Origin of the sequence: Mesorhizobium loti CJ3sym (genome assembly GCF_000472785.1) — a bacterium.
Lineage (GTDB): Bacteria > Pseudomonadota > Alphaproteobacteria > Rhizobiales > Rhizobiaceae > Mesorhizobium > Mesorhizobium loti_E.
The window spans coordinates 70,148-93,696 of the sequence record NZ_AXAL01000009.1; the positions used below are offsets into that span (position 1 = coordinate 70,148).

At 64.2% G+C, this 23,549-nt stretch carries 9 protein-coding genes; 6 read left to right on the plus strand and 3 right to left on the minus strand.

Annotation, left to right across the window (positions count from 1 at the left end):
* Positions 1–158: 158 nt before the first annotated feature.
* Positions 159–1,100 (minus strand): MurR/RpiR family transcriptional regulator, encoded by a 942-nt coding sequence (locus A3A9_RS0113765; protein WP_027059300.1) that lies wholly within the window; start codon positions 1,098–1,100, stop codon positions 159–161.
* Positions 1,101–1,413: 313 nt separating this feature from the next.
* Between A3A9_RS0113765 and A3A9_RS0113770 the strand changes: the two genes are divergently transcribed.
* The 5 genes from A3A9_RS0113770 (at position 1,414) to A3A9_RS0113790 (ending at position 7,144) form a co-directional block, all read left to right on the plus strand.
* Positions 1,414–2,241 (plus strand): ABC transporter ATP-binding protein, encoded by an 828-nt coding sequence (locus A3A9_RS0113770; RefSeq protein ID WP_027059301.1) that lies wholly within the window; start codon positions 1,414–1,416, stop codon positions 2,239–2,241.
* The gene (locus A3A9_RS0113775; RefSeq protein ID WP_027059302.1) at positions 2,238–3,092 is read left to right on the plus strand and encodes an ABC transporter permease; all 855 of its coding nucleotides are present in this window, start codon (positions 2,238–2,240) and stop codon (positions 3,090–3,092) included. Before A3A9_RS0113770 ends, A3A9_RS0113775 begins: the two co-directional genes overlap by 4 nt.
* A gap of 70 nt (positions 3,093–3,162) precedes the next feature.
* Complete coding sequence (locus A3A9_RS0113780) at positions 3,163–4,326, plus strand: ABC transporter substrate-binding protein (RefSeq protein WP_027059303.1); 1,164 nt, start codon at positions 3,163–3,165, stop codon at positions 4,324–4,326.
* Positions 4,327–4,400: 74 nt separating this feature from the next.
* Entirely contained in the window at positions 4,401–5,489 is a 1,089-nt protein-coding gene (locus A3A9_RS0113785) for a Gfo/Idh/MocA family protein (protein ID WP_027059304.1), read from the plus strand.
* Positions 5,490–5,701: 212 nt separating this feature from the next.
* On the plus strand, positions 5,702–7,144 hold the full coding sequence (locus A3A9_RS0113790; protein WP_027059305.1) for an amidase: 1,443 nt from the start codon (positions 5,702–5,704) through the stop codon (positions 7,142–7,144).
* Between the two features lie 290 nt (positions 7,145–7,434).
* On the opposite strand, the gene A3A9_RS0113795 is transcribed toward A3A9_RS0113790, so the two are convergent.
* Positions 7,435–8,676: a M24 family metallopeptidase gene (locus A3A9_RS0113795; RefSeq protein ID WP_027059306.1), complete on the minus strand. Its 1,242-nt coding sequence runs from the start codon at positions 8,674–8,676 to the stop codon at positions 7,435–7,437.
* A gap of 197 nt (positions 8,677–8,873) precedes the next feature.
* Positions 8,874–9,383, minus strand: coding sequence for an invasion associated locus B family protein (locus tag A3A9_RS0113800; protein WP_245279031.1), 510 nt, complete (start codon positions 9,381–9,383; stop codon positions 8,874–8,876).
* 375 nt (positions 9,384–9,758) lie between these two features.
* Between A3A9_RS0113800 and A3A9_RS41180 the strand changes: the two genes are divergently transcribed.
* Positions 9,759–23,435, plus strand: a complete 13,677-nt coding sequence (locus tag A3A9_RS41180; protein ID WP_245279032.1) for a hypothetical protein — start codon at positions 9,759–9,761, stop codon at positions 23,433–23,435.
* Positions 23,436–23,549: the final 114 nt, after the last annotated feature.

Here is a 23,549-nt window from a genome sequence, read left to right on the forward strand (position 1 = left end):
TTCCTTCTCCCCTTGTGGGAGAAGGTGGCCGAGCGAAAGCTCGGTCGGATGAGGGGTGCTCCAGCTTGGCGCCGACGGCGCTCCGTCACCCACCCCTCAACCGTCTCCGCGCTGCGCGCCGATCCACCTTCTCCCACAAGGGGAGAAGGAAAAGCGCCCTAATCGCCGAGCGGCTCCATCTCCTTGCCGGTGCGGTGGATCTGGGCGTTGTATTTGATGCGGCGGACCGTCTCGCGGGCTGAGCCGTCGAGCTTGTAGGCGGAGGCCACGGCCAGCAGGTCGATCGCGGCCAGGAAGGCATAGCGCGAGGCCGTCGGCTTGAGCGTGTCGGGATATTCTGATACCGCCACCGTCAGCCTGACGTCGCAGGCGCGCGCCAGGTCGGTGTCGGGTGCGGTCACGGCGATGGCGTTGGCGCGGTAGTGTTTTGCGAGCTCGACAGCCTCGATCACTTCGCGCGTGCGCCCCGTGGCCGAAATGGCGATCACCAGGTCGCCGGGCTTCAAGGTCGAGGCGGTCATGCGCATCAGATAGGGGTCGCACTGGGCGCTGACCGTGATGCCGTAGCGAAACAGCCGGTACTGGGTCTCCTGCGCCAGCGCCGAGGAACTGCCGCCGAGGCCGAAGACGGTGACCTGGCGCGCCTTGGCGATCAGTTCGGCGGCCTTCTGCAGCTCACCCGGATCGATTTGCCGCTCGGCCTCCTGCAACGCCCGGCGCGCTTCGCCGAAGACGGCGTTCCAGAACGGCATGCCATTGTCGTTGCTGACGGTTGGCGACTTGGCCAGATAGAGCGCGCCGACGACGAGGCTCTGCGCCAGCTTCAGCTTGAAGTCGCGCACGCCCTCGCAGCCGATGGCGCGGCAGAAACGGGTCACCGTTGGCTCGCTCACCCCGGCGCGCTCGGCAATCGCCGCATTGGAGGCATCGACGGCGTATTTGACATCGTCGAGCACGACATCGGCAACGCGGCGCTCGGCCGGTCGCAATTCGGCGTAGGAATCCTTGACCAGCGAGATGATGTCGGGGATGCGCCTGACGTCTCGCCCTTCCATGTCTCCACTCAAGGCGCTGCCTTCCCTGCTGTCAGCTTCGGTCATGAAGTCGGTCTTCCCTGCACCTTTTTCGACCTGACCTCTTATCATGCTTGCACGCTGTCGTTCCATGCGCCTGGGAATGCTGCAACCGCAGCGTGCCGTAAGGGCATGCCGACGCCTCTTGGTCGGAGTATGTAGGAAAGCAACAAGACTTTCAAGGCAGAGAAATCGCTTTGGAAACAATATGATACTAGCGGCCAAGAAATTTGCTGATACTGGTACCATCGCCGATGCTTGACAGCAAAGTAGGATAGTTACAGACTGACTTTTGGCTAGGGATGAGCTACGGGATCATCACGCAATCTCCGAGGGGCGGATGAACGCGGGCGAGATAACAACGCCGAAGCTTGGCGTTCAGGCAGCGACCAAGGTCTATCACACGGCGTCCGGCGACCTCTTGGCGCTGGACCGCTGCAGTCTCGATGTCCGGGCCAATGAAATCGTCTCGATCGTCGGCCCGTCCGGTTGCGGCAAGACCACGCTGTTGTGGTCGATGTCGGGCCTGCACAGCCTGACCGGCGGCGAGATCCGGCTCGACGGTATCAAGATCACCGGCCCGCATCCCGATATCGGCATCGTCTTCCAGGAAGCCAACCTTTTGCCGTGGCGCAATCTTGACGCCAACATCCGCTTTCCCTTCGAGATCAAGGGCGAGAAGCCGGATCGCGCCTGGATCGCGCATCTCTTGAACCGCGTCGGCCTCGACGGTTTCGGCGGCAAGTTTCCGCGCGAGCTGTCGGGTGGCATGCAGCAGCGCGCGGCGATCGTACGGGCGCTGGCGCTGAAACCATCGGTGCTGCTGATGGACGAGCCGTTCGGCGCGCTCGACAGTTTTACGCGTGAAGAGATGAACCGGCTGGTCGAGGAGATCTGGCTCGACACCAAGACCACCATCGTCTTCATCACCCACTCGATCGAGGAAGCGATCTTTCTCTCGGACCGCGTGGTGGTGCTGAGCGCGCGGCCGGGCCGGGTCGCCAAGGAATATCGCGTGCCGTTTCCACGGCCGCGCTCGCTGGAGATCATGGCGACCAAGGAGGTCTTCGACCTCACCAACCGGATCAAGATGGACATTGTCGGCGAGCGCACCAGGCCGAAGCCGGCGGAGCGCACCAGCGCCGAGATCGTGAGGATCAGGCCGTGAGCGACGCCATCCCGGAATTTTCCAAATCCAAATCGGGTGCCAAGTCAGGTGACGGCAAGGATGTCAGCCTGACCAATCTCTCGGCCTTCGCCAGCGGCCCCGGCATCAAGTCGGGCAAGGAAGTGGCCGCCATCATCGCTGTTGCCGTGATCATCATCGGCGGCATCGAACTAGCGCTGCGGCTGTTCCATGTGCCGCTCTACATCATGCCGCCGCCGAGCTCGATCGCCTATGCGCTGTTCGACGAGTTCCCGCTGATCGCGCCGCATCTCGGCTACACGCTGGTCGAGCTGGTGTCCGGCTTTGCCATCGGCGCCGCCGTCGGGCTGGTGCTGGCCGCCGTAATCACCCAGTTTCCCTTCGCCGAGAAGATCGTCGCTCCGTACATCCTGCTGCTGGTGACCACGCCGATGCTGGCGCTGGTGCCGTTGCTTATCCTGCGCTTCGGCTTCGGCTACACGCCGCGCATCATTGCCGTGGCGCTAGCCGCCGGGCCGATGGTGATGATCAACGCCGCCACCGGCTTTCGCCGCGTCGACAGCGCCAAGATCGCGCTGGCGCGGTCCTATGGCGCCAGCACCTTGCAGATCTTCTGGAAGATCCGTGCGCCGATGGCGCTGCCGATGATTCTGGTCGGGCTGATGATCGGCGCCATTTTCGGGCTGCTGACGGCGGTCGGCGCCGAAATGGTCGGCGGCGGCTTCGGCCTAGGCAACCGGCTGACTACCTATTCGTCGATGATCCAGATGCCGCAATTCTTCGCCGTGGTGCTGATCCTGTCGACGCTCGGCATCCTGATCTACGTGCTGTTCTTCCTCATCGGCAAGAAGTGGGCGAGCTGGGAGGCTTGAAGACAAGGGTGAAAACAACGCCCGGGAGGCGGGCGCCAACAGACTGACGTCAAACAAAAAGGGGAAAGCGATGACCAAAGACGATTCGATCCGCCAGGCGGGTATCAGCCGCCGTTACTTCCTGCAGGTCACCGGCGCGGGACTGGTGACGGCAACGGCGCTTGGCGCCACCGGCCTCAAGGCGCGGGCCGAGGCCTACGGCAAATTCACCTGGATCTCGCCGCGCGGCACGCTCGAAGTGCTCGACGACTATCCCTACTGGGCAGCCAAGAAGGCCGGCTATTTCGACGGGCTGGACACCGACATGCAGCCCGGCCCATCGGACGGCACCGCGACGGTCAAGTTCGTCGATGTCGGCCAGGCCGATATGGGCTTTCCGTCGCCCGGCGTGTTCTCCTTCGCCATCCAGAACGGCATGAAGCTGAAGTCGGTGTTCCATATGGGCGCGCGCGACACGTTCAGCATCGCCTTCCGCAAGGGCGAGGGCTCGAACGATCTGAAGAAGCTCGAAGGCAAGACCATCCTGCTCGGCTCCGCCGCCTGGCAGTCGATCACCGATCCGCTGCTGGCCGCGCAAGGCGTCGACATCAAGAAGGTCAAGTATGTCGAAGCCGGCTGGCCGACCTGGGGCACAGCACTTGCCGGCGGCCAGGGTGACGCTGCCCTGGCGTGGGAGGGCCTGCGCGCCGAATGGATCGCCAAGGGTCTCGATTTCGAATACTGGCTCGGCGTGAAGAACTCCAAGCTGCCGGCCAACACTTTCGTGGTGCGCGCCGCCGATCTCGAGGATGCCGACAAGAAGGCGTTCTTGGAAAAATACCTGCGCGGCTGGGCGATGGGCCTGGAATTCGGGTACCAGAATCCGCGCGCGGCGGTCGAAGCGGTGTTCGAGCAGTTTCCGACACTGGCCAAGAATCTCGGGCCGGAACTCGGCACCACCTCGATCCTGCAACAGATCAACGTCTTCCGTGGCGACATGGACAAGCGCGGCGGCTGGGGCTCGCACGACATGGCAAGCTGGCAGGGCTTCTTCGACGAGATCCACAAGATCGGCCAGATCACCAATCCGGTGAAGGCCGAGGACGTCTGCAGCAACGAGCTAATCCCGGCCGCCAACAGTTTCGACAAAGCCAAGGTCAAGGCCGATGCCGACGGCGTCAAACTGTCGGAAGGCTTCGCCGCGCTCGATGTCGAGAAGATCAAGGCGCATCTGTTCGATTCGGCGATCAAGTAGATTGCCGACAGCAACATCGGGCGGCGACAGGGTTGCCGCCCGCAATCCATTGAAGAAAAGCGTGGGAGGCTGAGATGGCCGAAAAGGTAAAAGTGCTGGTGGTGGGTCTCGGCAATATGGGGGCGTCGCATGCCAGCGCCTATCACCGCTCCGAGGGTTTTGAGATCGTCGGCATCATGAGCCGCTCGATCAAGAGCAACACCAAGATCCCGCCGGAACTGGCCTCCTATCCACTCTACGAGGACTTTGATCTCGCGCTGAAGGAGACCAGGCCGGACGCCGTCTCGATCAACAGCTGGCCGAACACGCATGCCGAATACGCGTTGAAGGCGATCGCGGCCAATTGCCATGTGTTCATGGAAAAGCCGCTCGCCACCAACATCGAGGATGCCGAAAAGGTCGTGGCGGCCGCGCGGGCAAAAAACCGTAAGCTGGTGCTCGGCTACATCCTGCGCGTCCACCCCTCGTGGATCAAATTCATCGAGGTCGGCAAGACGCTGGGCAAACCGCTGGTCATGCGGCTCAACCTCAACCAGCAGAGCAGCGGCAGCGCCTGGCACTGGCACAAGAACCTGATCGATTCGCTGATCCCGATCGTCGATTGCGGCGTGCACTATGTCGACGTCATGTGCCAGCTGACCGGCGCCAAGCCGGTGCGGGTGCACGGCATCGGCGCCAAATTGTGGGCGGAGGCCGACAAGCAGAATTACGGCCATCTGCATGTCACTTTCGATGACGGCTCGGTCGGCTGGTACGAGGCCGGCTGGGGGCCGATGATGAGCGAGACGGCCTATTTCGTGAAGGACGTGGTCGGGCCCAAGGGCGCGGTGTCGATCGTCGCCGGCCAGGCTGCCAGCACCGCGTCGGACGCCGAAGTTTCCAATTCGGCCGACATCGACCGCCACACCAAGACCGATGCGCTGAAGATCCACTATGCCGCGGTCGATGGCGACAAGAACTTTTCCAAACCCGACGAGATCGTCAGCATGGAGGACGAACCCGGCCACCAGGAACTGTGCGACCGCGAGCAGGCCTTCTTCCTGCGCGCTATCCGCGAGGATCTCGATCTGACCGAGCAGATGGATGCCGCGGTCAACAGCCTGCGCATCGTGCTCGCCGCCGAACAGAGCATCGAACTGGGGCGGACTGTCGAGCTGGCCTGACGCCGCGCCGGCCCCCCGTCCGGCCGCTTCGCGGCCATCTGTGCCGGGGCGAGTCACGGGCCTCGCCCGTCCTTCGGACCCCCGTGGGGGAGAAGAGGGAAGCGCTGGCGCTGACAATCTCCTCTCCCCTCGGGGAGAGGTCAGCCGAGCGAAGCGGAGGCTGGGTGAGGGTGAGTCACTCAGCCACCGATATAGTGTGAAAGGAGTAATACATGGCCGCTGTCACCGACAGTCTGTTGAAAACCTATGCCGAGTCCGATGCGCTCGGTCTCGCCGCACTGGTGCGCGGCGGCCAGGTGTCGCCGGCCGAGCTGGTCGAGGCGGCGATCACGCTGGTCGAGCGGCTCAATCCGGCGCTGAATGCGGTCATCCATCGCCTCTATGACATGGCGCGGGCGCAAGCGCAGACGGTCGACAGATCGGCGCCCTTCGCCGGGGTGCCGTTCCTGCTCAAGGAACTGGCCTCGTCCTGGACCGGCGCGCCGAACACCAATTCTTCGTTCTATTTGAAAGATGTCGTCGCCGACTTCGACACCGAAGTCGTTCGCCGCATGAAGGCGGCGGGGCTGGTGCTGGTCGGCAAGTCGAACGCGCCCGAAAATGGCTGGTCGATCACGACCGAGCCTAAGCTTTATGGCGTAACCAAGAACCCGTGGAAGGAAGGCATCACGCCGGGTGGGTCGAGCGGCGGCGCGGCGGCTGCCATCGCCGCGCGCATGGCGCCGATCGCGGAAGCCAGCGACGGCGCCGGCTCGATCCGCATTCCGGCCTCGTGCTGCGGCATTGTCGGGCTGAAACCGTCGCGCGGCCGCGTCAGCCTCGCGCCGTTCGGCGACTATTGGTATGGCGGCGCCTATTTCCTCTGCTGCTCGCGCACGGTACGCGACACCGCGGCCTATCTCGACGCGGTGGCCGGTGCGCTCCCGGGCGACCCTTATACGCCGCCGGTGCCGGATGCCTCCTGGCTCGGCCTGTCGGCGCGGGCACCGAAGAAGCTGCGCATCGGCTTCACCGTCAAGCCGCCCAACGGCACCGCCATCGACCCGGAAGTGAAGGCGGCGGTGCTGGCGACGGTGGCGGCACTCGAGCGTCTAGGGCACGATGTCGAGGAGCACGACATGCCGCTCGATGCCAATGGCGTGTGGGCAACCTACACCAACATGACCTGCGTGCAGACGGCGGCGACCTTCGACTATCTTGAAACGGTGATCGGCCGGCCGGTGACATCTGGCGATGTCGAGGCGGTAACCTGGGCGATCATCGAGCGCGGCCGTGCCACCAGCGGTGTCAGGCACATCGCCGATGTCGAGCAGCTCCGGCAGATCGGCCGCGATATTGTCGGCGATCTCAACGCCTATGATCTTTTCATAACGCCGACGCTGACGCAGCTGCCGCGCCCGTTCGGCTATTACGACATGTCTGAGACCGACCTCGACCGCTACAACGCCAAATGGGCGGATTCGGTGTTCGCCTTTCCCTTCAACATCTCCGGCCAGCCGGCGATCTCGCTGCCGCTCGGCTGGTCGAAAGGCGGCGTGCCGATCGGCGTCCAACTGGTCGGCCGCTACGGTGACGAGGCGACGGTGCTGGCGGCGTCGGCGCAGTTGGAGCAGGAGATGCCGTGGAGGGATCGGCGGCCGGCTGTGAGTGGTTAGGGGCTGAGTGGGGGTTGACCATTCGTCGGCAAACCTTTCCCTTCGTCATCCTGGGGCGGAGCAAGGAGCGCAGCGACGCAGCGCAGACCCCGGGATCCATGCCGCGACATTAACAACTCCGCAGCGGTCCAGAATTCTGCTCCGCCGCACTCCGTGGCAAGGTCGCGGCATGGATCCCTTGGGCTGCGGAGCAGCTCCAGGGGTCTCCGCGACGGAGCTTCGCTCCTGCTCCGCCCGTGGATGACGAAGGTGGAAGGGCTTCGGCCAGTCTCCGGAGTGAAGTCCCTCTGCTACGCAATCCTTTCCAGCCGTCTCGGCAGCCGGTTCATCGCCGCCGGCCCATCCGCTGTGATCAGGAACTGGTCTTCCAGATTGAAGCTGGCGAGGCCGTCTATGTAGAGCGGGATTTCGAAGGCCAGCACCATGCCCGCTTCGATGACGACATCGCTGTCGGCCGCAATAAAGGGCCATTGCTCGGAGAAGACCGACTGGCCGACGCTGTGGCCGAAATGGCCGCGACGATAGGAGCGCAGGCCTTGTCGCGCGAGGCTCTCGGTGGTGATGCGGTGGACGTGGGCGAGCGTGTTTCCAGGGATCAGCACCGCCAGCCCGTCATCGAAGGCGCGCTCGGCGATCGCGTGCAGTTCGGCCTGGTCGGCGGAAGGCGTTCCGAAGGTGAAGTTGCGCGACATGTCGGAGGCATAACTGCCGACCGTGCAGACCATGTCGCATTTCAGCGGATCGCCGGCCACGGCCCTGGCATCGGCGCCCTTGGCGCGGGCGCCGAGCGTCACATATTCCGCCGTCACGACCGGATGCGACAGCCCAGCCGCGGCCTCAGTGACGCCCTTGCGGTAGAGCGCGATCAGGTCGGCCTGGCGCATGCCGGCCATGGCATCGACCTGCAGCCGCTCCAGCCCTGCTTCCGAGAGAAAAATACCTTGCTGCAGCAGATCGATCTCGCGTTGCGACTTGATGGTCCGCAACCTGTCCAGAATTGGTGAACCGTCGACGACAGGGCAATCCGGCAGCAACGCCTGGATGGCCGCGAAATCGGTTGATGGAATAAAGTCGAGGTCGACGCCGAGCGTTGCACGCTCCAGTCCGAACTCCTCCAGCAAGGCCTGTAACTGCCGCGCCGCGCCGGCGAGATCGAAGGTCGCGGGACGGGAGAAATCCGGCGCGCGGCCAAGCGTGGCAAGGCCGGCCTCGATGCGCTCGGCCAGAAGACCGTGAGTGCCTGTCTCCAGGGGTACGGATTCGATCCAGATCGGGTGCGACCGCACCACCGCTTCCGGCGCGGCTAGCAGCAGCTGCGCCACGTTGAAGTCGGCCACGACAACGCCGATCGGCAGGTCTTGTCGGGCCGGGATGACGACGAAGCCGGCGCCGGCACGCCGGAACAAGCCGGCCGGGCCGATCCATGCGCCGGTCGCATAGTGGAAGGCCTCGGGCGCGCACAGCACCAGCGCCCCGATGCCGGCGCGGCCCATCAATTGCGCGGCGCGCTGGCGGTCGACAAAGCCTGTCATGGTGCTCTCCGGATGTCCGAAGAGGCAAGGGAGCATTGCACAGGGCGACAATCAAGCCAGTTGCTCGCTGATGACGGTCTGCGGGCATGGCATCATTCGAGATTGCAGAGGGCGAAGTGACGGATGGTGCGCTCGCCGATTGCCGAGACATCCGATCCGTGGACGCAGGCAGTCCACCCAACCGAACGACGAAACCCCTACTTGATCGATTCCAGTTTGGCGACAGCCGCGGTGAAGCCGGCCAGCGATACCGGGATGGTGACCGGCTTGCGGGTCACCGATTCCATGCCGATGTTCAGATTGGTTCCCGACTTCATCGCCTTGACCAGCTCCGGCGACAGCGGCGTGGCGGCATAGGCGCCGTTCTGGTCGCTGGTCTGGATGGCGATGACGACCTTCTGTCCCTGGTCGACCTGGTAGCTGGCGCCGGATGGCAGGAACAGGCCGTGCGGCAGAGCGAGCAGCATGGCCAGGCTGCCATTGCCGCTGTCGCGGCGCACGGTCACGGTCAGCACACGCTGGCCGGTCTTGGCCTCGGTCAGGTTCTGCGACACCTGGCATTGAAGCTCGGAATTCGCCGAGCCGCTGGAGCAGTTCACCGCCCATGGGTTGGCGTCGGCCGGCTTGGGTTGAGCCTCCTTGGCCTGGGCCGGTTTGGCGGCATCCTCGGCAAGAACGGGTCCGGCGACGGCCAAGATCAGCCACAAGGCGCCAAATCCTGACGTCAAGCCTGTTCTATTAGTCTGTACTAATATTGATGCCATGTCTTCCGTTCCCCGCCTAGTTCCTCGCCTTGGACAGGTATTTTCGCAGCAAGGGCTTGATACTACACTGGGAACCGTTGCGAAAGGCGGAGTCCCGGCAAGACAGCCGGCGAAACTACTGTGACCATCCTGCCACACATAAGAACTTTAACATGCATTCAATGAATTCGAGGCACCCCAGACTCGCTATACAATAGAATTCGCGTAAAAACTTGCACACGCGGGACGTGCAAGTCCCAGAAGGACTCGCCAGGGATGGGAACTACCGAGAAGTCTCGGCAAGTTGGTGAGATGGCAGCGCGTGGGGAGGGTTTCCACGTGCGCGCCGGTCTTCGCCGTTCGCAAATTGCAAGACAGTTGTGGAAGACGACAGCGCTGACAGCGCTCACGCTCGGCCTTTCCGGTGTCGTCGCCCATGCCGATCCCGATGGGCTCTGGCAGCCGCAGATCCGCGCTATCATCGGCGCCGACAACAATGGCGGCAACGCCGCGCTCGAAGGCTTCATCCCGATCAAGCAGACCGCTGAATCGGTGCTGTTCCTGGATGTCCGGGCCAAGCACGATTTCAAGGATGCTTCCGGCCAGGACATCGGCCTCGGCATTCGCCGCATCGTCAACCCAGACCTGATGCTCGGCGGCTACGCCTATATCAACGTCGAGAACTACAACAGCACGCAGTTCACTGCCGGCACGCTGGGCGTCGAGGCGATCACGCCGAATTTTGACGCGCATGTGAACGTCTTCGTGCCGATCAAGGGTGACTCGACCGACCATTCGGTCTCCTCGACCCTGTCGATGGTCAGCAACCAGCTGATCGAGCAGATATCGGTGCTCGACCATCGCGACTACGCGGCCTGGGGCATCGAAGGCGAGATCGGCGCGCAGGTGCCGATCAACCTTCCCGACAAGCATTCTCTGCGGCTCGACATTGGCGGTTACCATTTCGAGGATCCGCACGGCGACGACGGCAGCGTCACCGGCGCCAAGGCCGGCTTCGAATACACGATCGGCGATGTCTTCGGCAGCGGCACCGAGCTGGTGCTGGCCGGCGAGGTCCGCGACGACAATCGCGACCACACCCAGTTCGCCGGCAGCGTGCGGCTGAACATTCCGTTCAATCCCGGCCATGGCTCGGACACGACCGGGGCGACCAGCGACGCGGAGCCGGTCTATCCGGTCAGCGAAGGCCTGCGCAAGCGCGTCAACGAGCGGGTACGCGGCGATATCGGCGTCAGGGTCCAGTCGCAGGATCTGACCGGCGGCTCGTTCACGCGCGTCGCCATCAATGCCGCTACCAGTGCGGCCTTCGGCAAGTTCTACTACGCCGATGGCGTGGGTGCCGGCACCGGCACGTTGGCCGCCCCTACGACGCTGGACAGTGCGGTCGCCCAGGCCGGCACCGGTGGCTTCGTGGTGGCACTTGGCGGCAACGGCAATTTGACGACCGCTGGCGTGACGCTGGCGAATGGCCAAACCGTCATCGGCGGCGGCGAAAGCGTTACCGCGAAACTGTTCGGCGGCGGCACCGCAACCTTCAACCTCGGCGGCAGCAACGGCACGATCCAGGGAACCAACGTCGCCAACAACGTCATTACGCTGGGCAATGGCAACACGCTGAACGGCATCACCATCACGGGCGGTGCCGACGGCATCTTTGGCAACAACGTCACCGGTACGACTTTGACCAATGTCACGGTGACGGGTGCCGGCGGCAATGGCGCCGAGTTCACCGGCAATTCGACCAATGTCAGCGCTTCCAATTTCACCGCGACAGGCAACGGCCTCGACGGCCTGCATATAGAAGACAACGGCACCTACAATTTCACCGGAACGACGCTGCTGCAGAGCAATCTCGACGACGGTCTCGATATCACTGGCCAGGGCACCTACACCTTCGCGACCGTCAACGCGCTGGACAACCACGATGCCGGAATAACCGTCAAGGGCACCTCGGTCGCCGGAAGCTTCACCACCACCGGCGGCCAGGTTTCGGGCAACAAAGCCCTGGGCGACGACGGCGTCAGCGTCTTTATCGATCCGATCACCGCGCATGTGGTGCTGGATTCGATCACGCAGACCGGTGGCACGTCGGGTGTGGTGCTCGACCACGTTTCGGGCAGTTTCACCGTCAATGGCGCGACGACGATTTCCAACACGACGGGACCGGCGATCGCCATTACCAATTCGCCGGCGACGATCCGCTTCGGCGACATCAACATCACCAATCCCGGCGCTGACGGCATGTCGTTCAGCGGCGTCAACGCCGCGGTGGTGGCCGGCAACATCGTCATCTCCGGCCTCGGCGTCGGCACAGGTCTCGATTTTTCCGGCAGCCAGACGACTTTCACCGCGCAGTCGCTCAACATCACCGGCCCCGGTGCCGCCGGCACCATCGGCATCGACCTCTCCGACACCACCGGCGACGCCTCCATCATCATCACCAATGGCGGTTCGATTTCCGGTGTCGAAACGGGCGTGCGTCTCGGCATTACCGGGTCGCTGACCCATTCGGCCAACGCCAAATTCACCTTCGGCGGCGGCTCGATCTCGGGCACTACCGCTTCGCTCGATGCGCGCGGTCTCAACCAGACACTCGGTCTCTACGCATTCGGCTCGACCACGTTCAGCGGCCCGCAGCTGTTCGATGTGCAGAATGTGATCTTCGTCGGCGCTGTCGGATCATTGGGTGATGGCTCTTCGACGTCGAGCCTGCTCGCGGTCAACCAGGCCGACCTGAACACCCAGAATAATGCGATCTTCGTGCTGGTCAACGAAGGTTCGCCTATCGACGATGCGGGCGGCTTCTCGCTCAGCGACGGCCAGACGCTGGCCTCCTTCGGCAACGGCCGCACCTTCTCGCTCGGCGGCGTGCCGATCAACGTCACCGGCGACAACATCCAGCACGACACCGTTGTCTCGGACCCCGGCGGCGGCGCGGCGACACTGACCAATTCCGGCGCCGGCGATGTCGTGACGGCGGCCAACGGCAACTCGCTGCTCGACTTCAACATTTCCGGCGGCAGCGCAGTGGGGATCAACGCAACCGGGATCAACGGCCTGACCGTCCAGGGCGTGACGGTCAGCAATGTCGCGACAGGTCTTGTTCTCGACAGCGTGACCGGCACGGTCACGGTCGACGATCTCGATGTCCAGAGCGCGAGCCAGACCGGCATCGCGCTTGTCGCTTCGAGCGCGACCGTTAATTTCACCGGCAACACCAAGATCACCAGCGCCACCAATGTCGGGCTGTTCGCCAACAATTTCGATGGAACCGCCACCTTCGACGATCTCGATATCACCGGCGGCGGCATAGGCGTCGGCATCGTCGGGGGATCGAGCGGAACCCTGACCTTCGGGGTCGGGAGTTCCATCGCCGGCACGAGCAGCAACGCTTTCTCCATCACCAACTCCACACCCAACGTCACCTATAACGGCACCATCAGCCAGACGAGCGCGGCCAGCGCGGTGAAGATCTCCGGCATGACCGGTGGCACCGCCACCTTCGGCGGCAAGATTACCGCCAGCACGGGTGCGGCCAATGCGATCGACCTGTCCGGGAACACCGGCAGCACGATCAACTTCACCGGCGGCCTCGACCTGACGACCGATGGCGGCTTCGCCTTCAGCGCCGTCAATGGCGGCACGCTGACGGTGACCGGATCGGGTAACACGGTCAACACCGGCGCCGGCGCGACGGAAAACGGGATTCAGCTTCTCGGCGGCGCCAGCGGCCTGACCATCGGCACGGCGGGCGTTACCTTCGCCAGCGTCACGGTGGACGGCTCCGGCGGCACCGTGCCGACCGGTATCGTCATCGACAACACCAGCGGCGGCGACGTCACCTTCGGCAACGTCAACATCAGCCGCGCCAACGGCGACGCCATCCGCCTCAGCAACATCGCCAGCGGCACCTACACGTTCAGCGGCGTCACCACCATCGCCACCGTCGGTGGCCCGGGACCGGGCTTCGTCGTTCAGAACAGCGCCGCGACGGTCAGCGTCACCAATCTCGTCACGACCGGTGTGTCGGGCGCCGACGTCAGCTTGACCAACAACACCGGCACGATCGGTATTGGCGGCACCATTACCAATTCCGGCGCGAGCGATGGCGTCGTCGTCTCTGGCGGTACCGCTTTGATCACCATCAGCGCGGCCATCAACAGTTCCGCGACGACCGGTGGCACGGCCGCGAAGGTCGATGGCATCACGGGCGGCTCGGTCAACTTCACCGGCGCGATCACCTCGACCGGCACCGGCAACCTCTTCGCGATCGGCTCGACCACCGCCCCGACCGGCGGCACGATCAGTTTCACCGGCTCGGGGCTGACAGCAACCGGTGGTGGCGGCGCGATCGTCTCCGGCCTCGGCGCCGCTGCGACCCTCAACGTGACCGCGCCTTTGTCGATCACCAATCCAACCGGAAACGGCTTGTCGATCTCGAACGTGGCAGGTAGCGCGACGTTCGGCGCGGTTACGGTGTCGGGCGCCGGCGGCAACGGCATCGACATTGGCGGCAATACGGGCGCGGTCAAGTTCACGGGCACGACCGGCGTGACGATGGGCTCGGCCGCCAGCACAGCGGGCATCAACTTCAGCGGCACCAATGCCGACGTCAGCTTCGGCACGACGACCATCAGCAATATCGGCGCCAGCCAGACCGGCATCGACTTCAGCGGTTCCTCGACAACGGCCACCTTCGGCCTGACGACAATCACCGCCAATGGCGCCCTGACCTCGGTCGGCATTGACCTGTCGTCGACCACCGGCGACAAGACCATCACTTTCCTGCGCGGCTCCAGCATCAGCAATGCCGGCGTCGGCGTCGAACTGTCGTCGGGTGGCACCACGGCGACCTCGGCCAACGCCAACTTCACCTTTGGTGACGGAACCTCGGCCGACGGCCTGCAATCCTCCATCTCCGCGGCGGCCAGCGGCTACACGGTCAACACGATCGGGCTCGATCCGACGCTCGGCAACTACAATTTCAACGACGTCGCCTTCACCGGCCCCGCCCATCTGGCGAGCGCGGTCGGCGGCGTGATCATGGTTTCGCAATCCGGTGGTGTCATTGCCGCCGGCACGGACGGGCTCAGCGCATCGGTGACCACGATTTCGGTTGCCGCTGCTGACGCCTTGGCCGGCACGCAGACGTTTGCCTTTGTCGGCACTGTCGATCTCAGCGGCACGCCGTTCACGCTCGACTCGGGACAGTCGATCACCGGCTTTGGCAACGGAACCTCGATCACCACCGCCGGCACGATTCAGCCGATCAATGTCCAGGGCAATCTCGGTGCAACGGGCGCCAATGTCACCGGCAATGAGGGTGTGGTTACCGGCACCGGTGACTTCATGCACCTGCTCGGCGGCAATCAGGTGCGCAACACCGCTTTCGACTTCACAGGCGCCGCCGGTTCCGTCTTCACGATCGACCAGAACGCGGCCGGCTTCAACAATGCCGGCGGCATCGTCATCGAAGGCGTGACGGTCAGCAATGTCGCCGCCGGCCAGACAGCCTTCAAGGTCGTCGACGTCGACACCAATGTGTCGATCATCAATAACAACATCAATGTTGCCGGCACGCTGCTCGACGCCAATGGCGGCAGCGGCAACATCACGGTGACGCGCGGCACCTTGCCGAACAGCGTCACGCCGGGCACGCTGACGGGCGGCGGCATCTCCATTGCCAACCGCACCGGCGGCCTGGTCAAGTTCTCCGACGACGTGACGATCGGCGGCAACGGCGTTTCGCTCACCAACAATACCGGCTCCACGGTCACCTTCGAGGACCTCGACGTCTCGACGAGTGGCGCCACCGCGTTCACCGCCACGGGCGGCGGCGCGATCAATGTCACGACCGGAACGGTGGCAAACACGAACGGGCAGGCGATCGCGCTCGACGGCATCACCGCCGGCATCAATTTCGCCTCGACCAGCGCGACATTCAGCTCCGGCAGCGGCATCGACCTGCAGAGCCTGGCCGGCACGGCGACCTTCGGCAGCGGCACGCTGACCAACACCGGTTCGGGCACGTCGTTCAATGTCGGCTCGGCGACATCAGCCAGCGGCGGCAACGCCGTCATCGCCTATGGCGGCACGATTGCGACCAACGACATTGGTGCCGCTGTCTCGATCCAGGGCCTTACCGGGGGCTCGGTGACGCTGTCGGGCAAGCTGACGGACGGCCTCGCGGGCGCCGGCGGCAACATTGTCATCGCCGGCAACGACTCGGCCACCATCACCTTCTCGGGCGCGACCAAGCAGATCAACTCGGGCGCGACCGACGGCGTCAATATCGGCTTCCCCGGAGGCTTCCCTGTGGGAACCCCGAGCGCGAATACGAATTCCGTGATCGATTTCACAGGCGGTGGCCTCGACATAACGACGACAACCGGCGCCGGCTTCGAATCTATCGGGGATGTCGTCAATTTGCCGCCCGGCACGCCGTCGACCATTACCGTCACCGGCACTGGCAACAAGATCAACTCCGGCGGCGATGGGCTGTTGATGCTCGGAGCCAACGTCGACGGCGGCGGTATCACCTTCGACAGCATCTCGTCGGTAGCCACCGCTTCCGGCGGCAGCGTGGTTCTTAATAGCGTCGACCTCGCGGGCAACGTAGACATCGGTGGCCTGACCAATACGGGTGCCACTGGCGTCACCATTTTCGGCGTGACCACCAGCAACAGCAGTGTGGTCAATTTCACCGGAACGACCGATATCGACATCGGAAACACGGGGATAGGTTTCCAGTTCAGCGGTGCGGTCCCCACGGTCAACATCGCCAATGTCGCGGGCTCCAGCCTGACCATCGATGGCGGCTCGATCGGAATTTCGCTTAACGGCATGTTCCCGGGTGTCGTCAATGTTGGCGGCAATGGCGGCACCGCCAGCATCGGCGCGACGACGAGCACCACCGGCTGGGCCATCAACCTCAATGCCAACGCCGCCGGCGCCACGCTGAACTACAATGGTTCGATCAAGGTCGGTACGGGCAGCGTGGTCGGCACCAGCACGGCCGACCTCGGCACCCTCAACCTCAGCGGCTCGGTGACGTCGACCACGGCATCGACGGCCTTCGACTTTGCCGGCGCCGACGGAACCTATACGATTTCGAGCACCGTTTCGCACACTGGGGCCGCCGCCGGCACCGGCGTTTCGATGGATGGCACGTCGGATGGTACGATCACCTTCTCCGGCACGTCGAAGATCTTCAGCACCGGCGCCAACGACGCCGTCGTCAAGGCACCCAGCATTGGGCCGGGACAAGGCGCGGGCACGCTCGCCTTCACCAATGGTGGCCTCGTCATCACCACCTCGAGCGGCACCGGCTTTACCGCCAGCACCTTCGGGTCGGGCACGATCAGCGTCACCAAGGACGGCGGTGCGGACAATACGATAACGACGACGGGCGGCGGCACCGCGCTGAAGCTCGACGGCGCGACAATCGGGGCTGCCGGCATAAACTTCGCGAGCATTTCGACCAGTGGTCCCGCGACAGCGACCGGCGTTTCGCTCAACAACGTTTCTGGCGGCGCCATCAGCCTTGGCGCGGTCGACCTGCAAAACATCACCTCGCGCGGCGTCGATATTTCCGGCACGCTCGGTTCGGCGCTCAGCTTCGACAGCCTGAACATCGGGCTCAATGCCGCCAATGCGATCGGCCTCGACCTCAACGGAGCTGCGCTCGGCACGAGCAACATCACGGCGGGCGATTTCGACGTCGACGGCGGCAGCCTCGCCGGCACGATCGGCATGGACATGGCCGGCACGACCGGCACCGGCACGATCCAACTCGGCGACACGATCAACAACAACCCGGCCGGCCAGACCTCGAAGATCGAGAATGTCGGCTATGGCGTCCAGTTCTCCAGCACCACCAATGCCAAGCTGGTCTTCGGCGACGGCCAGGGTCCGGCCGAATCCACGATCTCGACCTTTGGCGGCGGCCAGGTCATCCACGCCACGGACAGCCTGCCGACCTCGGGCGACTACAATTTCAACGACGTCAATTTCTCCGGCGACACGTCGAACCTATCGTCGATCAGCGTCTATTACGTCATCGATGGCGGCACCGGCGACGGCAGCCTCGCCGATCCGGGCAGCTATACGGACGCCCAGAACTCGGCGGCCAATGTCATCGTGCTGATCGACAAGACCACCGGCGGCAGCCAGTCGACGATCGACCTCGCCGGAACCACGTTCAACCTCGACGACGGGCAGGTGTTGCTTGCCTTCAAGAGCGGCGACGCCGCCGTCGATGTCTCGCAGCTCGGTGTCGATGCCAGCGGCGGCGCCTCGGCGGCGTTCCATTTCACCACGATACAGAACACGCCTGTTATCTCGGCGCCGGCAGGCATCGATACGCTGCGGCCGATCCTGCAGAGCAACAACGCCACCTCGGTGATCAATTTCGCGACGACCGGCACCGGCACCATCACCGGCGGCATCGAGAACCTGATCATCCGCAATCTTGGCAGCGGCGCCGGAGTCACTGGCAGTGCGGCAACCGCCTCAAGCTTCTTCATCCACGACAACGACATAGCCGCCGGCGGCAGGGGGCTGGAGTTCTCCACCAGCGGCGGCGCGACCGCCGACAAGCTTCTGCTTTCCATCGACGGCAACACGCTGCAATCGACCGGTACGCAACGGGCCGTCTCCATCGTCGGCCAGAACGTCAACGCCACGCAAAACTCGATTGCGGTCCGCTCCTTCGCCAACAACACGGTCGTCGGCGGCACGGGCGCTGGCGTCGTCTTCGACAGCGTCACGTTCGACTCGACCGGCGCCGGCGGCACGGTCAATGTCGGCACGCTCAACATCGGCACCACAGGCGCGCGTGTACAGGGCGACGGCCTCAGCCTCGCCTTTGCCAGTGGCACGCTCGACCTCGGCACGTTCAACATCGCCAACAATGGCGGTACAGGCTTGGCGGTCAACGCCAAGAGCACCACCTTTACGCTTAACAGCTCGGGCGGCTCGGTCGACACCACCAATGGCGCGGCCTTCGATCTCGACCCGCTGACGGTCAACATGACGGTCGGCAGCGTCACCGCCACCGGCGGCGCCAGCGGCATCATCTTCGACGGTGTGGCCGGCACATTTACCGTCAGCGGCGCGACCACCATCACCGGCACGACGGGCGCCGGCATCAGTGCGATCAACGCCAACACCGGCACCTTCAATTTCAACACGGTGACGGTCAACAACACGACCGGCGGCGGCATCGGCTGGGCCAGCGGCACGCTCAACGTGTCCGGCCTCGCCAACATCGACACGACAACCGGCGCCGGCATTACGCAGAGCAGCGGCACGACCGGCTTCACCGGCGGGCTGACTATCGACACCACCACCGGCACTGGCATCTCGGGAACTGGCGGCGCGATGACCATCGCCGCCACCGCCGGAGCCGAGACGCTGAATTCCACCGGCGGCCAGGCGATCAGCCTCTCGGGCGTCGCCGCCACCATCGCGCTCGACTCGACCTCGTCGGGCGGCGGCTTCAACAATGTCAGCTTGACCACCGTCACCGGCACCGTCGGCCTCGGCACCGGCGCCCTGAGCGGCGCGACAAGTACTTCGTTCCTGGTCACCGGCGGCAGCGTGAACGCCACCTATGCCGGCAATATCACCCAGGCCAACCTCGCCGGCATGGTCGCGGTCACGGGCGGCCATACTGGCACGCTGACCTTCAACACCGGCACGCTGTCGGCCACCAACGGTACCGGCCTGCAATTTAACAATGCCGACGGCACCTACAATTTCAACGGCACGACGACGCTGAACGGCGGCCTCGCCAACATCGGCATCCTCGGCAGCTCGGATGGCACGTTCACTTTCGGCACCGGCACCTCGATCATCAGCCCTACCGCGACGGCCTTCACTGTTGGCGTTGGCGCGGCCAACGTCACCTACAGCGGCAACATCACCCAGGCCAACAACTTTGCCATGGTCAACGTCGCAGGCGGCCATACCGGCACCTTGACCTTCCAGACCGGCACGCTGTCGGGCACCAACGGCACCGGCCTGCAATTCAACAATGCCGACGGCACCTACAATTTCAACGGTACAACGACGCTGCATGGCGGCGACGCCGGCATCGACATCCTCACCGGCTCGGGCGGCAGCTTTAGCTTCGGCGCCGGCACCTCGATCACCAATCCGACCGGCGTGGGCTTCAATGTCGATGGCGGCGCCGGCGGCATCACCTATGCCGGCACCATCGCCAAGAATAATGCGGGCAACATCGTCTCGGTCGCGAACCGCACCGGCGGCACGGCGAGCTTCAGCGGAACAATCGCGGCCACCGGCACAAGCGGCGGCATTACTCTCAACAACAACACCGGCGCGACCATCAACTTCACCAACACGCTGACCCTCGGCGGCACCGCCGGCTTCAGCGCCACGGGCGGCGGCACGATCAGCGCCACGGGCGCCGGCAGCACCATTTCGAGCGGCACTGGCACGGCGCTCAACCTGAACGGCGTCACCGTCGGCACCGGCGGCGTGAACTTCTCCAGCGTTTCGGCCACTGGCGCGGCAACCGGCATTTCGCTGACCAATGTCGCATCGTCCGGCGGCGGCGCCATCGCGCTCGGCACCGTCAACCTGTCAGGCATCACCGGCACCGGCGTCGACGTTTCCGGCACGCTTGGCGCGGCTCTGAGCTTCAACTCGCTCGCCATCGGCCTGAACAGCACCACGGGCGTCGCCTTCGACCTCAACGGCGCCACGCTCGGCGCGGCTATCACCGCCAATGATTTCGACGTCACCAACGCGGCAGCGGCCGGCACGTCGATCGGCGTCGATCTGCGCGGCACCACAGGCGCCCAGACGGTGCGGCTCGGCGACACCGTGGCTAGTGGTGGCGCCAGCTCCAGCATCTCCGGTGTCAACACCGGCGTGTTCCTGAACAGCACGACGAACCTCGCCTTCATCTATGGCGACGGCGAATCGGTGATCGACAAGAGTTCGACCATCAGCGCCAATGTCGGCATCGACGCCTCCAGCGCGCCCGGAGGCGGCACCTACAATTTCCAGGACGTGAACTTCCAGTCCAGCCCCGGCCTCGGTTTCGGCATCGGCAAGATCTATTTCGTCGGCGCCAGCGCCACCGGCGACGGCAGCGGCAAGGACCAGAACAATCTGGCGACGCTGACCACGGCGGAAGCGGCGGCGGTTTCAACCGACATCATCGTGCTGGTCAATGATGGCGGCGTCATCACCGCGGCCGGCAGCAACGGCAACGACACGCTGGCGATCGCCGCGGGCGAACAGGTGCGAGGCTTCGGCAACGGCAACATCAACCTGGCGCTGTCGGTGCCGTCGACGATCCAGCTGGCCAGCAGCAACCTCTCGATCATCGATCAGACGCCGAATGGAGCCGCGACGCTGACCACCAACGATGGCAGCACCGCCATCACACTCGGCAGCAGCGGCAACATCATCGACGGCTTTATCATCGATGGTGACGACAGCGTCGGCGCGAATGCCGCGATCGGCATCAGCGGCGCGACATCGGGCACCACGATCAGCAACATGACGATCCGGAATTTCACGGCCGCCAATATCGACTTCGGCTCCGGCGCCACGGGCGCGACGACGCTGACCAATCTCGCCATCACCTCGGCAGCGGCCGGGACCGGCATCAAGTTTGGCGCTGCCTCCGGAACGGTCACCGCCACCAATGTCGACTTCACGGGCGGCAGCGGCCTGTCCGTCATCGGCGGCAATGCGGTGTTCAGCTTCGACAGCACGAGCTCGACTGCCAGCGTCGCCGGTACCGCCATCAGCATCACCAACCGCAGCGGCGGCAGCTTCGGCTTTGCCGGCACGGTCGCGGCGAATGGCGGCGGGAGCGGCATCGCCATTTCCGGTGCGACGGCGGCCAACACGGTCAGCTTCACCGGCGCCGTCAACCTTGGCACGACCACGATCATGAACGGCACCGCGGTGTCGATCAACAACAACACGACGGCCTCGACGGTCAGCTTCGCCAACCTCGCCATCGTGACGACCAACAGCAATACGGCCTTCACCGTGACCAATGGCGGCACGGTCAATGTCACAACCGGCACGATCAACGCGGCCGGCCAGGCGATCAACCTCAACGGCGTCGCCACGGCGACCGGGATTAATTTCACCTCGACCACCTCGTCCGGCGGCACCAACAACGTCGTGGTCAGCGGTGTCACCGGCGCTGGCGTCGTCAGCCTCGGCAGCGGTTCGCTGACCGGCGCCACGGGCGTCGCCTTCCTTGGCTCGGGCGGCACGGCCGCCGTCACCTATGGCGGCTCGATCACCAAGAGCAGCAACGGTCGTGCAATAGACATCCAGAACCGCACCGGCGGCACGGTCGCCTTCAACGGCGCGATCTCCTCGACCGGCACCAGCGACGGCATCTTCCTGAACAGCAACACCAGCTCGACCATCAACTTCACCGGCGCGCTGACCATCGACACCTCGAGCAGCAACTCCATTGGCTTCAACGCAACCGGTGGCGGCACGGTCAGCGCGACGGCTTCCGGCAGCACGATCGACTCGGGCACGGCGACGGCGCTCAATGTCGTTGGCACCACAATCGGCGCAAGCGGGTTGAAATTCGAGAGCATCTCGTCCAGTGGCGGCACAGCTGCCGGCATCGTTCTCGACAACACAGGTTCTTCGGGCGGCTTGACGGTGACGGGTACGGGTACCGCCGGAAGCGGCGGCACGATCGCCAGCAAGACAGGCAGCGGCATTCTGACTGGATCGGATGCAAGCGGCCAGACCGCATCCGGCTCGGTTGGCACCGGTATCTTCCTGCGGAACACGAGCGGTGCATCGTTCACCAACATGCAGTTGAACGACTTCTCGAACTTCGCCATTTACGGCAACAACGTCACCGGCTTTACCCTCGCCAACAGCGTCATCAACGGCGCCAACGGCTCCACCAATGCCGGCGACCTCGAAGAGAGCTCGATCCGCTTCGACAATCTGCTCGGCACCGCCTCGATCAGCGGGTCGAGCATCTCGGGCGGCTTCGACGAGAACATCGATCTCTACAACACCAGCGGCACGCTGGCCCGCCTGACCATGAACAACAACACGTTTGGACTGGTCGGTTCGACCGGCAACGACAACGTTCGCGGCCAAGTCTACAACAGCGCGACCGCCAACTACACGCTGACCAACAGCACGTTCGCCGGCACACGCGCCGACTTCATCGCCTTTGCCGCCAACAACAATGCCACCATGGATGCCGTGGTGCGGAGCAACACGTTCCACAACGGACAGGCAATCGTGCCGGGCGGCGGCACGGCGGTCGATATACGCAGCGGTTCGGGTGGCCTTACCTCTGCCGCTCATACGACCTTCGACATCTCGCACAACATCCTGACCGATGGCGGCGCCAATGCCTTCGACACAGTCGGCATTTTCGTCGCCAAGGGCCAGGACAATGGCACTATGGCCGGCACGATCGCCAGCAACGCCGTCGGCCCGGCGAAAACGGGCTCGAATTCCGACGGCATTTTCGTCCGCGAGGCCGGCACCGGCACACTGACAGTGCTGATCCAGAACAACACCATTACCGGTGTGGGCGACGCTGGCATCGCCCTGCAGAACAATGACGGCAGCGCGACGATGAACGCCACGCTTTATGGCAACAGCGTGTCGTCTCCGACGAGCGCTTTCCCGTTTGCCGCACTCGATGTCGAAAATGGCGCTACCGCGACCGATACCTCCACAACGAACATTGTCATCGGCATGGACACCGGAGGCGCTGGCAGCAAGAACACACTGACCCACTCGTCTCTTTATGCGGTCGATGTCGAACTGAGCAATTTCAACGCCAACACGCACCTGAACCTTTCGACAAACGGTTCGGGCTCAGGCACCGCCCAGGGCGTGATCACCGACGACAACAATGGTTCACCGGTGGTGGATACGACGGGTGGAAACGGTACGACGACACTGGTCAACACCTTGCCGGCGTTGCCGCCCGTGGTGGCGCCGTAACCCTTCCGGCCGGCTTCAAACGAAGCCGGCCATTTTTAATAAAAGCCAAGTTAAAAATATTCTTTTATTTGAGCGCTTCCTGACGTTGCGTAAGCCGGCAGTCGTGCGCTAGTG